Source organism: Parabacteroides sp. D25, from assembly GCF_000307475.1.
Lineage (GTDB): Bacteria > Bacteroidota > Bacteroidia > Bacteroidales > Tannerellaceae > Parabacteroides > Parabacteroides distasonis.
In genome coordinates this window covers 262178-275927 of the sequence record NZ_JH976506.1, presented here as the reverse complement: position 1 = coordinate 275927, position 13750 = coordinate 262178, and the positions used below count along the sequence as shown (strand labels likewise).

The window sequence follows — 13750 nt, the reverse complement described above, 5'->3', positions numbered from 1 at the left end:
ATCAGTTACACTTTGTTATTCATGCAGTAGGCCAAGCTAGTCTCCCAATGGGGAATCGTCAGTCCGTACGTGCTTTTTATCTTACCTTTATTCAATACGCTATAATGCGGCCGGCTGGCCGGTGTCGGATAATCCTTGGTCTCTATGGGTATCACCCGGTTATTCATACCTGCTATTTGCAAGATCTTTACCGTAAAATCATACCAGCTACACACCCCCTCGTCCGAGAAATGATAGATACCCGGTATAAATTTACCCGCCTCGGCACGTTCCAGCACGGCAAGCATAGCGACCGCTAAATCTCCGGCATAAGTAGGCGTACCCACTTGGTCGAATATGAAACGCAACTCATCCCGCTCCTTTCCCAAACGCAATACCGTCTTCATAAAATTGTTTCCATACTCGGAATACAACCAAGCCGTACGGATAATCACGGAATCCGGACACACCTCCATCAAGGCCTGCTCTCCCGCCAGTTTCGTACGTCCATATACGGAAACAGGACAAGTCGCATCGCTTTCCAGATAAGGACGGCAACTCGTTCCATCGAACACATAATCGGTAGATACATGAATCACCTTCGCACCCACGGCATGAGCGGCCTCACCTAAGTTCCGTACCGCATCCCGGTTGATGCGCATACACAGATCCTCATGCTCCTCCGCTTTATCCACCGCCGTATAAGCGGCGCAATTCATGACATATTGAACATCATTTTCCAAGACATATTTCCGGACGGCCTCCTTGTCGCAAATATCCAACGTATCTATATCCGTAAAAAGAAAATTATAGCCGGGATACTGGCTGATACGAGCGTGGATAGAATTTCCCAATTGACCGTTCGCTCCGGTTACCAAAACTGTCTTCATGTCTATATCTATTATTAATCCTCTAGTTTAAGTTCCCCTTTCATATCTTCCCGATATTTCTCGGCGAGCAACGCCAAGAAGGAACTGATTTGTTTAATACCCTCTAACGTCTCCGCACTCACCTCTTTCCCTTGCATACGCAAAAGCAGATAGCCATATACGGCGGCGAAACAAGTTTCTAGCTCCGGCAGATCCTCTCCACCCGATTTAGCCCGGAGCTGTACGATATAAGGAAGCGTCTTATAATAAGCTGCGCTATAAACCATCTCTTTCGGAGATTTCAAAAGACGAAGATGCAAATCGGTCAAAGTAATAATCACATTCTTGTTCAATTGGATATGACCTTTCTCCATCACCCCTTCGCTACGCATCATCTCGATCAATTCCTCGTACCATTGAGCGATTTCCTTCTTCACCTCCTCGGGCTGGTCGTAATGGGCGATCACCGTGCGGTTGATCGAATCCATATCGAACTTATTCGCCCGGATCAAGTCCTCAACCTGCCACATATAAAGCAGATATTCAGCGATATTCTCTTTTCTTTTTTGTCTAGCTATTATCATATCGGCAAAGATAAACTATATTCCGATAACGCTTGATAAAAATCCGCGTCTTTAACGCCTAACTGCCGGCAAGCCAAACGTGCCGCATTCAGATTGATCAAGAAATAGCGATTGGGAATCCGCACCGGATAGTCTCCGTAGCGAGTATGCAGAAAAGTCTGCCCGTCTTTCTCCACGACCGGATGTTCCTCAAAAGGGATAGCGGTGATATCGCTCCGGACGTCCCCTGCCAACTGACTGACAGTATCATCACCTCCAAAATAAATCAATTTCCCTTCCCGCTCAATAGAAACGGAGAAAGATTGATAAGTGGATAAATAGGCCTCCGGAGTCGCATGATCCGTCTCGGTAGACCAAGATAAATTCGTCAGGATGGCGATATGCGGACGATAGAATTCCAATTGGAAACGCTTGTCCAAGGCAGAGGTGATATGCTCATCTCCTTCGATCAAAGCGATACGTGCCTCATAACTCAAATGTATCCGGTTCGGAAGCGAGTCCACCTTGCTAGTCAACGCATAGTCGAACGCCAACTTTTGCCGGCGCAACGCACAGACCATCATGGAAATAATTGTCTTCTTTCCACGACTACCCGCCACAACAACCCGAGTTTTCGACCGAGTCCGTTGAAATATAAATTCCGGAATGGATTGGATTAACATCCCCAATTCCTTCGCACGCAATAATTCCGGGTTATCTTGCTTTACTTTAGCACCCAAAACCACCGAGTGAATATCTTTTATTAATTTCTCCGGAAACCACCCATCCCCATAACAGGTACAGCCTGCGTTATGAAGTCTTCCTATCATCTCTTCAGTCAGACCACAACCGGAAGCGCTTACCTCATATCCTTTTTCTCGAAGTGCTAGGGCTAGATCTAAAACCAAAGGTTCGGTTACGGAGATCAAATGAACTTTTCGCATCGTTTTGATTTTAGCGCAAAAGTACGACTTTTATAAATACCTTCGGCACAAAGAAGCGAAAAATTAGATGCCCTCGATACGTTTAATGGTCGTGACCTCTTCTTTTCCCGAGGCCTCGACCAGCCTTTCCTTCGAGATTAGAACCGGAGTCCGTATAAATTCCGGGACATTAAAAGAGAACAGGGAACGCTCATAATAATCCGGAGACGCTTGCGGTAACAAGAAGGGCTTGCCGCACTGCCCCCGCTCATCCACATGCACCAAATACGGACGTGTGAAAAGCCCATCGCCCCGCCGGCTGGAAAAGACAAACCAACGACTATTGCCGCTCCAAGAATGATAGCTCTCTACATCCGGGCTATTCACTTCCGGCAAAGAATCGATTGCCCCGGTAGACAGATCCAGCATATGCAAATCCGCATCCTTATGCCAAATAGAGAAATTGCCATAATCGGACACCGTATAAAGTAGCCGCTTCCCATCCGGGGAGACTCTCGGGAACTTAACACTCCGGCCCGCTTCTCTCGCATTATATAAGGTATCCACTTGGGTTCCAATCGAACCGTCTTTCGGATCAAAAGCGACTCGTAACAGGTTATACCGGACATCCCGATAATTTTCTGGCATACAGACAGAATCCGCCGAACAGAACAGCAGATAGTTGCCATCCGGAGTAAAAGTGGGAAAAGTCTCATAACACGCCATAGAAGCCAATAATGGCGAACTGAATACCCTCTCCTTCTCCGTGTCATAGATCAGCACGTCCGATTCCACGTCATATACCTCAATCCGATTCTCATCGGAAAGATGGAAGTCCTGGTGGGTCTCATTGGTAGAAAAAGCAACATACCGGCCGGATGGATGCCAATACGGATAAACGAACGAAGCCGGCTTACCGTCCCGTTCCAACGCAATCTTCTTTACCTGCCGATGATCAATCAAGTAAGTCCCATTATGAGAACCCCGCTGATGAAAAAGCATTTGTTCCCCTTGTCGCTCACAAAAGGCATGGCAGTTCATACAACTATTATTTGTCGATTGGTTATCAAGAATAGACTTTTCAACATAGTTTTCAACACATCGTTGATAAATCCCCATCTCGTTCCACATCCGATATCCGGGAAAAATACGGCGATACACCAAATAAGCGTCAACGGAATCTCTTGACACATAGATAGGGAAACTCATTTGTTTCCAATCACTTTGAGGTTCTCGAAAATAAACCGTCACATCTATTTGTTTTCCTTGTGCGTCCTGCGATAAGACCTTCCAATCCGTTTCCGGCAGGTTGAAAACACCATGATCGGCTGCGATTATCAACTCCCCATTCATAGTTTTCAACCGAATTATCCCCTGTAGCTGTTGATCAACCAACTTGAAATTGGGAGGGGCCATATTGACCGGTACAGTAACTTCCCTGTAATCCGGAAACACGTCAGTTTCTCCTTGTTCCGCTTGCGTAGGAACTTCCGGCCTACAAGCTACAAGTTCCAAAAGACAACCTATAATCCAACAGATAGATAATCGCTTCATTGTTCTTCTCCTTTAAAGATCTTGAAATAGAAATAATACCAATAGGTATCTCCAAATTGTCGATATATCGAGGACACATCCACTTGGTTGGCAGATCGTCCCAAAACCTGCTTGAATTCCCGGTATCGGTCTACGATCTCCGGCTGTATGGAATAGGAGGAAAGCGATATACTGTCTTTGTCCGCCAACAACAATCCGGCTTCTTGGAAATGCCGGGGTATCGGTTCCCCCTTCATGAAAGGTGTTTCTTCCAAGAATCGGCCAAATGCATCCAGCTTCTTACCCAACAAATAATAACATCCCCGGTATTCCCAACCGATCCGATGATCCGGAAGATTGTATCCACTCCATAAGGAATCGACAGGTACGGACAAACTCAGTCGATCCCTTTTCTCAACAGGCATATATTTGTCACTCAACTCCGGATCTTTATCCATTAATTCCGGATGTACCAGATAGGTAGCATAACGGCAAGCCCAATCTTTATAGAATGGCATAGCGGCAAGCAAGTCCAAATATTTCTTGGCCAGCGCCACCTCACCCCTAATCAGACAAACTTGCACGAAACGTTGCATCATGCGGGCACTCCCTTTACGTTTGGCTTGCGTAAATCCGTCCATCGCAAGACTTTCAGACAAAGAGACATCGCCAATAAGAAAATGAACATCGCTCAATAAACGATCCATGTAAAAGGTCTGATTCCAATCGGCACATAAGCTTTTCGTTCCTTTCTGATCGAAAGTAAACATCCGGTCGGCCAATTCTCCCTTATGGGCCAACGACATATTCAAATAGTTTAAGCTAGCATAATTATAGATCTGCTTTCCCCGGTACTTATCAATAATAGCGTCCCATTGCCTCTCCCGGGCTAAGAAAGAGAGCTCGTCAAGCATCATGCGTTGCGCATGCCAAGGTTCCGGCAGGCAAAACCGTATGGATACCAGCGCCGTGATCAGACAAACAACAAGGGCTACCCGATCCATCCATTTACTCTTCTCGCCAATCACCGGAACAAAGCGAGCGAATAAAGCAACACCGACAATCGAAAGGGTAAAGAAAGTCCATACACGATACATATAATAATGAGGTAATCGCTGTATCTCCAGATAGGCTTCCGGCATCCATCCATCAGACAAAGGTACAGGAATCCCTAACCATCCGCTAAACAAATATATAAAAAGTGCTGGGATCAAGCAGGCAGCGGCGGCCAATCTTTGCCGCGACGTTTTGTAGCGGAGTAAAGCTAACAGCGTATATAAGAAAGCGTAACAAACCGAAAGAAGCCCAGTCAGCCCACATAAAAAAAGTGTAGAGGCAATTCCGTATCCGGCAATAGAACCCGCCCGCCGCACCTTTAGCGAGACCGACAAAGCTAAAAGCATCAAAACCACGCCAACCGTCCCGTCCACCAAATACTCCCCATGAATACTCATCTTAACCAGATACAGGACCGGCAATAAAGAAAGGAACAGCAGGTAGGTCTTGTCAGAAAAACAACGCAAGATCCTATAGACCATAAACCCGCAACCAACGAGTAAAACCGTATGGAGAACCACCGCCGACATAGGCTGCCGGTAGTATTGAATGATCCATTGCCCGGCGACAGCGCAAAATCCTCCCGGCTGAAAAAGGAACTCCCGGATATACCACCACTCAGGTATAAACAATTGCATCTCCTCCTGACCGACAAACACAAACACGCCAAAAAGCAGGAAATAATAAAAAATAGCAACTGTCGAAAAAGACCAGAAAAGCGTTTGTTTCCAGTTCATATACTTAATAGATTATTATTCCACCAACCATCGCTCGATGTTACGGGTCACAGAGGAGAAGTTCACGCCGATCTTAAAAACTTGCCGCGGATCACTCGCAAAGGGAAGCGCATACTGTCTCTCCTCAATCTGGCGCAACGCCTCCTCGGCGGTGCCGTTCAGCTTGAATTCCATCACGTAGATATAGCGATCGGTCTTTAAAACGAGATCAATACGCCCTTGTGAGGTATGATATTCCACCTGCGTATAAAGTCCAACCAACTTAAATACGATAAAAAGCACGTTCCGGTAATGCAACTCCGTATCACGCTCCGGCTTCTGACCGGCGATCACCTCATAGGGTGTATCAGCGAAGAAGCTTTGCAAGCGGCGGAAGAACGCATCGTAATCACCGGAGCGTATCTCTCGTACGAATTGCCCGATCTCGAAAGGGGTCTTGGGCGCACTAACACTCGTGTAAAATGGAAGGAGATATTTCACGAAACCCTCTTCCACTTCCCGGTTCGGGAAACCTAGCCGGTAGATACCAAATTCAGGATCGTAATCCTTGATCGTCAAGTAGCCACTCTGGTAGATCACGGGGACGGGATTTATCGAGGCAGAGTCAATACTGTTCAACACATCCACATCGGTCTCCGTGTTCGCCATCTCATAAAGGTCGTAATGGGTATGCTTGAGTAATTCAACAAGGTAAGAGGGCCTACCGGTCTCGAACCAATAATCGCCGAATTTCCGGCGAGCGAACGTATTCAGCAGGCTGAAAGGATTATACATACCGATGGAATTCTCCACGAAATGGTATCCATCATAGCATTCTTTGAGTCTCAGGCAGGTCTCCTCGTAGGTCATATCTTGCGCTCCGGCCAGTTCCCTCACCTCATCTTCCAGACAAGTATGTATCTCTTTCTCCGTGATGCCACATATCTCCACGTAACGATCGTCCATCGATATGTCCATGAGGTTATTCAAATCGCTAAACACGCTTACCTTTCCAAACTTCGTCACCCCAGTCAGCAAGGCGAAACGGATGGCTCCATCCATCGTCTTCAACACGCCGTAAAAAGGCTTCAACATGTTCTGCAACTGATCCTGCATATCCTCATCGTGCAGGTTCTGCAATAAGGGCTTGTCATACTCGTCAATCAATATCACCACGCGATGCCCGGTCTGGCGATAAGCCTGTTCTATCACATAACTGAAACGTTCCTCCAAGGCACGATCCTGTTTCTCCGTTCCATATAAAGCCTCCCATTTCTCCAAGAACTCATTCAAGATACTAGTCAGAGCGGCAGTATCTTTATAATGACGAGCATTCAAGTCCAAATGCAAGATCGGATATACCTCCCAGTCTTTCTCCAACCGTTCCATCGCCAACCCCTCGAACAGCTCCCTCTTTCCTTGGAAATAGGCCTCCAACGTAGATAGCAAGAGACTCTTGCCGAAACGCCGCGGACGACTCAAGAAATAGTAACTTCCGGTCTTAACCAACTGATAAATCAAAGCTGTCTTATCAATATAGAGATAACCGTCTTTACGGATCTTCTCGAAGTTCTGTATGCCGATAGGATAAATTGTCTGGTTCATAGCGATGATCGTTTAGATATACTTACCATGAACAAAGATAGACATTCCTTTTTATCGGAACAAGATAAGAACATATGATCTCAAAAACTTTCCTTGACAATACGCTTGACTGGCAGGAAAAAACGCTTGATCAAACGCAATTCCTCCCATTTTGAATAAGAACTAATAGCAGATCACATCGTTGAAGATAATACAGAGATCGGTCATATTCTCCCATACAAGTTATATATCCTCTAAGACCGTAACTTAAAGAATACAATCCAATCATTCGTATTATCATCTATTTGGGATACATCCACACCCTTCAAAAACGGATAGGTATCTTGATAATTCGGGGCCGCTTTGGCGATTTCCCCTACGACCTCTTTCAGCTCTACGGCATTGACCAGTTGGTAAAACTCCCGGCTCTTCTCATCATATCCGTCCGGTGCCCTGTAGCCTCCGAAGAACAAATCGTAAGGTTGCCCCCAGTTCTTATTCAGAAGATAAGTATCCGACTTACGGTTATAATAAACCACACATGGATCCCAGATCAAAGAAGGCGCAAACACAACCCAGTCGTCCGTAACGGTCAAGCGATCGAATGAGAGAATGGCCTTATCTCCCTCGCGGTATTCACGGAACCGGTTGGCGATCTCCTCATCCGTACCACTAAACATATCGGAGGGGATATTCATGCCTTTGAAGTCAAGCGTGGCGAAGGCAGACACGGTATCTTCCAGCTGATAGATGGATGGATCAAAATAATTTGTCAACAAGATCCGATCGCCATATCTCTTCAACGAATGATAGGTGGACTGAGAGATTTGCTGTTTCAATAAGTTCTTATCGCTAGGTAAATATTCGGAGATCGTACCATCCGGACGATATAGGGTTAGCTGATAAGGCTGGATATAATTGGAAGCGACAGCTATCGTGCCATCTTTAGCGACAGCTACCTGACGACCATCATTTTTCAGGGGAACAGTTTTGAGATAATTACCCTCATAGTCATACAGCTGGATCTTCGTATTATCCAAAGCATAAACCTTATTGTCAAACAAAGCCATATTGAATAGCACGTTATATTCCTCCGGGCCTTGCCCGTTCCGAAAGATATTGTTCTTGAACTTACCATCCCTGCCGAAACGGAAAATCACACGCTGAGAAGCATCTAAAAGGAATATATCATCATCTGCCAAATGGATGGTAGAGGCGGAGCCTTTAAACAGGATACTGTCTCCCGACTCCAAAGGTAACAACCGGATCTCCATACCGGCCAGAAATCGATCAATACTTTCTTTGGGTGATTCCGACTTCAAATCTACTTGATAGACAGATAGAGTCTTCTCTAGTTGTGCCTCATTTTTCTTTTCGGTACAACCTTGCAATAATAATACACCGCAAAAAAACAAGCTAATTAATTGTTGTTTCATCACGTTATAAATCAATCAAAATTATATGCCGGAAAACGCAGTAGTACTTACTTCGTCTACGAATATATACTTATTTGCCCGATGAAGTACATATTCTCCAGTCAAGTAAGTACTACTGCGTTTTCCACGCCATATCAGAAAAAGGAGGTATGCCTCTGCAACATACCTCCTTTTTTATATTAAGTCTAACTTATTAATATCCCGGGTTCTGTTCCAACAACGGGTTCGCACCCAATGACAATTGATGCAATGGATAACGATTGTATTTCTCATCGTTCGTAGCCTTATGATCCCACCAATCCTCTGTCACATATGCGTCCCAACGGATCAAGTCCGTACGACGACGGGCCTCGCGCAAGAACTCTTGCATCCATTCCTTCAGCATACGGTATTTATCCAAATTGGCAGCGGTAACAGGATCCGGGTCGTTTCCACCCTCGAAGTTACGCTTACGGATGGAGTTGATGATATCGGCCGCACCATTCTTATCGCCCAAACGCATCTTACATTCCGCCAAAGTATAATAGATCTCTGTCAGACGAATTACAGGACAATCTGGGTTGAAACGTTCCTTGAACTCATCTTGATTAGGCAGAGGACTAAATTTAAGAACACGCACGCCTGAGTTCTCCTCTGCATCGGCAATCGTAGAAGTCAGATCCTTAAGACTGGCTACCGTATTGCCCACCTGGCTGATATGAGCGATCTGGTCTACGACATTCAAGACCTTGCCGGCATACTCGCGGGCACCCAGACATTTATACTCGGGGAAATCCGGGTTTTGCAACTCACCAACGATAAACATACCACGGTATTTGCGACCACCCTCATATACATACTGCTGCTTACGGATATCCTTGTCGTTGAATGTCTCGTATGGATTACCTACGTTAAACTTATACAAGTTACCCTCCGGATCGCGACTAGGGCATAGGCAAAGCCCATTATTACCACTAGCATCCTGCAAGCCCCCTAAGAAATCCTTGAAATTATAGGGAAGAGTGAAGGCAGTCAAACCACCATCCGTCTCACCTTTGGCATTCTCGGAAGGTACTGTCCAGATAATCTCCGGGCAAGTCTCATTACCCCAACCAAATATCTCGGTGAAATGGTTGGCCAATTTATACTGACCATACTTTCCATCGATAATATCCTGACAAATCTTAGCGGCCTCCTCATACATCGGTTTATTGATATACGATTCAGCGTTGAAATACAAACGAACCTTCAAAGCCGCAGCCACAGCACGATGGATAACGTTCGTCTCGGGTGCTCCCAAGGTCTCCTTCAACGGAAGATTCGGCATAGATACATCCAACAAGGAGTCGATAAAATGGAAAGTCTCCACATCTGTAGCACGAGCCTTCACATCCTCCTTCGTAGATGTGTAAAGAGGCATACCACCAAACATGTCCAAACCATCCAAATAAAAAGAGGCAGCCAATACGTTCAACTGATTAATCATTGATACACGATCCTCCTCAGTCAAACCCACCGATACGAAATCAATATTCTCCAAATCCTCCAAGGCACTCCACGACTGAGCCACACCCATCGTCGTCAAGTCCCATCCATCCTTCATCGGGCTCATATCATCCATAAAATGATGATGATGCATGTTCTGATAAACGGCGCCATCAAACCAGTCATTACCACGAGTAGGCACACACATAGCATCAGTTCCCACTTCCATCAAGCGCACACGAGCGTCGTTATGAGCTACCCACCAACGCCAATGCGTAAAAGGACGATTAAAACGCGACCAAACCGCGTCTGCATTCGTATAATACGTGTCGGGAACAACCTGCGAATAGAACGTAGGATCCACGTCACAAGAGGTACCCAGCAGCAAGCAAGCAGCTCCGGCTACCAACCAATTTGTTATCTTGCTAATTTTCATTTTCTTCTTACCTTTTTAGAATGTTACTTGAATACCTAACGTATAGGTGCGAACTATCGGATCACAGTTCCAAACCTTATCGACACCGCCTTCCCAACCGGTAATATTCACTTCCGGATTATGTCCGCTATATCCTGTAATAGTCGCTACATTGCCGACAGTTCCATATACACGCAGGCGCTCTGCCCATTTTGTATACTTACTCAACGCCAATGTATAACCTAACGTAATCGCATCAATTTTCAAGAACGAGCCATCCTCCAAGAAGTAGTCACAAAGCTGCTTCACGCCGCGAATGTCCTTATACTTCGGATCGTCAAGCGCCGGTTTCCAAAGATTCCACTGGCCGGCACCACTCTGTCCCTGGATACCCAAGTACATCGGATAAGTATTCAAGACATCGAAACCTATCCAACTACGCATATTAATACCCAAGTCAAAATTCTTATAGGTAAAGGTATTGTTCCATCCCATCATCACCTTAGGTAGATAATTACCGATATATTGTTTGTCGTCTACACTCTTTTGGGAAGCAGGTATAACCTCACCATCCTTATTGTACAAAAGGAAGTCTCCTTTATCGTCGAATCCAGCGAATTTCCACATATGGAACGCACCGATCTCTGCCCCCTCTTCAATACGAGAGGCATCGCCCGGCCATCCCGGTTCATCCATAGCGTTACCATCCATACGTGAATTGTTACCATACATCGTAAGGATCTTACCTGAGTTATGGCTCATATTCAAGCTGGAAGTCCAAGTGAAGTCCTTATTCTGGATGATGTCACCACCAACCTCGAACTCCCATCCTTTACTCTCCATCTCGCCAATGTTCTGCCATTGTTTGCCATTTGGATACGGTGGCTGTGGAACATTCACCTCGTAGATCATGCCATCGATCTTACGACGATAGTAATCGAACTTACCATACATACGGTTGCCAAAGAATGAGTAATCCACACCGATATTCCACTCTTTCTTCTCTTCCCATCCCAAATAAGGGTTCACGTTAGAGCTCGGTCCATAAACAAACGCCCAGCTACCACTCGGAAGCATCCAATATTGGTCGCGACTTAACGTATTAGCCATATAGGAAGCATCGAAGTCGTTATTACCGGTCACACCATAACCGAAACGGATCTTCAAGTCATTTACCCAATCAAACTCTTTCATGAATTCCTCACCAGATACACGCCAACCTCCAGACAACGCCCAGAAATTACCCCAACGGTTCTCTGCGGCAAACTTCGAGGAACCCTCATGGCGGATCGTAGCCGTTACCATATATTTATCATTATATGAATAATTGGCACGGGCATAAAGAGCGAACAAACGTTCCGTAATATCTTTTTTAGATCCCATCTTTGCCTTACCGTCGGTCAAATAAGATCCGGATTCCAAGTCCCAATACTTCAGGCCTTCTACACCGAAATCATAGTTCTCCGCATTGAAATTCTCTCCATTCTTCTCGAAATAAGAGTAACCGGCAACGGCATTTAAGCTATGACCTCCCTTAAATTCTTTCAGGTAAGTGAAGTAACCCTCAGAAGTAAGATGTTCGGTCTTCGAGAATTCCAATTTCGCCCAACCACCGCGGTTGTTTGTCACCTCCTCTCGGTGATAGCGAGAACGGAACTGGTGCAACTCCCACTGACGGTTCTCGTAACCCAATGTCTGAGAATAGCTCAAACCTTCAATCGGCTTGATGTTCAATTTCATCGTCACCTCAGGCTTAAACCATTTATCCAAGCCCTCGTAGTCGGAAAGCATACGATCCGCTACGATATTGTAGTCCAAAGTTTCTCCGGTCCATACGTTATATCCGCTCGGGCTTTCCGGGTCAAATGGGGAACGAGTCGGGTTATTATACAACGCCTGCTTGAAGTTTGCCTTCTTATCCTCATCCGATCCATCGGAAGTACGAGCAGTCTGACGATAATCCACGATCGGACGGATCTCTAACCAACCATCGAACAGCTTAAAGTTTGCATTCAAGCGTCCACCATAGTCCTTACGGTTATCCTTAATCGTGATGCCTTCGTTGGTCTCATAGAAGAAAGAGGTGTACACTTGTGCGTTCTCGGTACCTAGCTCCAAAGAGAGGTGATGTTTTTGCGAGAAGTTATCCTTCTGCAAAAGAGCGTCCCACCAATCAGCGTTCTGCCCGTAATCAATGATATTCACGTCCGTACGATTACGATACTCATCGGCGGTCATCATATCTGGACGGCCATAGTTTTGTTTCTTCGAAAGCTCAGTACTATAATTCAATTTTACTTTACCATTCGTGTTAGAACCACTCTTCGTTGTGATCAAGATCACACCCGAAGCAGCACGTGTACCATAGATCGCACCAGCGGAAGCATCTTTCAGCACATCGATAGATTTGATATCGTCTTGGTTCAAGGCACGAATATCACCTCCCGGGAAACCATCGACAACGATCAATGGAGCCTTACCAGAGTTGATAGAGGTCAAACCACGCAACTGGATCGTGGTCGTACCATTGGCACTACCATTATTTTGCAAGATCAAACCGCTGATCTTACCTTGCAAAGAGCTGGTGATATCGGCACCACCCACACCCTTCATCATATCGCCGGCAGACAATGAGGTAACGGAGCTGGTCACTTGCTTCTTCTCCATCGTACCGTAACCTACGACCACGACCTCTTCAAGAGCCTGGGAATCTTCCGACAACGTAACATTTATAACACTTTGACTGCCAACCGGGACTTCCTTGGTCGTGTAACCGATATAAGAGATTTCCAAAACAGCGTTTGCGGGCACATCTTGCAACGTAACCGAGCCGTTCATGTCGGTTACGTTACCGATAGTAGTTCCCTTGACCAACACGTTCGCGCCGATCAACTCACCCATTGAATCTGAAACCTTAACCGTAACAGTCTTACCATTTTGCATGACCGATTCAACATTCGGTCCGTAGTTGTGCGAGGGTTCCACAGCCGCCAATCCTTGAAAGGAGGCCATACATAGGAATCCCGTGGTAAGCATCATAACACTTGGTTTGAACAAGCTTAAACACAATTGCTTGCTCTTCTTACTACATTTTTCCATCTTTATTATTAAATGGTTATAATTAATTGAGATTAACAATATTCAAACACCAAAAACCTACTTTCTGCTATCTCTGAGCGCAGTCCCTAATAAAAATGACTAGCTAAAACGTT

The 13750-nt window shown here is 45.6% G+C and carries 9 protein-coding genes; all 9 read right to left on the bottom strand.

Annotated elements, in window-relative coordinates:
- Positions 1 to 5: 5 nt before the first annotated feature.
- The 9 genes from rfbD to HMPREF0999_RS17170 all read right to left on the bottom strand — a co-directional run bounded on the left by rfbD (position 6) and on the right by HMPREF0999_RS17170 (position 13637).
- Entirely contained in the window at positions 6 to 869 is an 864-nt protein-coding gene (rfbD, locus tag HMPREF0999_RS17210; RefSeq protein WP_008773846.1) for a dTDP-4-dehydrorhamnose reductase, read from the bottom strand.
- 14 nt (positions 870 to 883) lie between these two features.
- The gene (locus HMPREF0999_RS17205; RefSeq protein WP_005861320.1) at positions 884 to 1432 is read right to left on the bottom strand and encodes a DUF4924 family protein; all 549 of its coding nucleotides are present in this window, start codon (positions 1430 to 1432) and stop codon (positions 884 to 886) included.
- Positions 1429 to 2355: a Mur ligase family protein gene (locus tag HMPREF0999_RS17200; RefSeq protein ID WP_008773847.1), complete on the bottom strand. Its 927-nt coding sequence runs from the start codon at positions 2353 to 2355 to the stop codon at positions 1429 to 1431. The genes HMPREF0999_RS17205 and HMPREF0999_RS17200 overlap by 4 nt, the downstream gene beginning before the upstream one ends.
- 63 nt (positions 2356 to 2418) lie before the next feature.
- Positions 2419 to 3888 carry a TolB family protein gene (locus HMPREF0999_RS17195; RefSeq protein WP_009276472.1) on the bottom strand — a complete coding sequence of 490 codons (1470 nt, stop codon included), beginning with the start codon at positions 3886 to 3888 and terminating at the stop codon, positions 2419 to 2421.
- Entirely contained in the window at positions 3885 to 5660 is a 1776-nt protein-coding gene (locus HMPREF0999_RS17190; RefSeq protein ID WP_009276471.1) for a DUF6057 family protein, read from the bottom strand. The genes HMPREF0999_RS17195 and HMPREF0999_RS17190 overlap by 4 nt, the downstream gene beginning before the upstream one ends.
- Positions 5661 to 5675: 15 nt before the next feature.
- Positions 5676 to 7244 carry an ATP-binding protein gene (locus tag HMPREF0999_RS17185; protein WP_009276470.1) on the bottom strand — a complete coding sequence of 523 codons (1569 nt, stop codon included), beginning with the start codon at positions 7242 to 7244 and terminating at the stop codon, positions 5676 to 5678.
- Between the two features lie 233 nt (positions 7245 to 7477).
- On the bottom strand, positions 7478 to 8659 hold the full coding sequence (locus HMPREF0999_RS17180; RefSeq protein WP_009276469.1) for a 6-bladed beta-propeller: 1182 nt from the start codon (positions 8657 to 8659) through the stop codon (positions 7478 to 7480).
- Positions 8660 to 8852: 193 nt separating this feature from the next.
- A complete protein-coding gene (locus HMPREF0999_RS17175; RefSeq protein ID WP_005861308.1) occupies positions 8853 to 10559 on the bottom strand; it encodes a RagB/SusD family nutrient uptake outer membrane protein in 1707 nt (568 codons plus the stop codon).
- 15 nt (positions 10560 to 10574) lie between these two features.
- On the bottom strand, positions 10575 to 13637 hold the full coding sequence (locus HMPREF0999_RS17170) for a SusC/RagA family TonB-linked outer membrane protein (protein WP_005861306.1): 3063 nt from the start codon (positions 13635 to 13637) through the stop codon (positions 10575 to 10577).
- Positions 13638 to 13750: the final 113 nt, after the last annotated feature.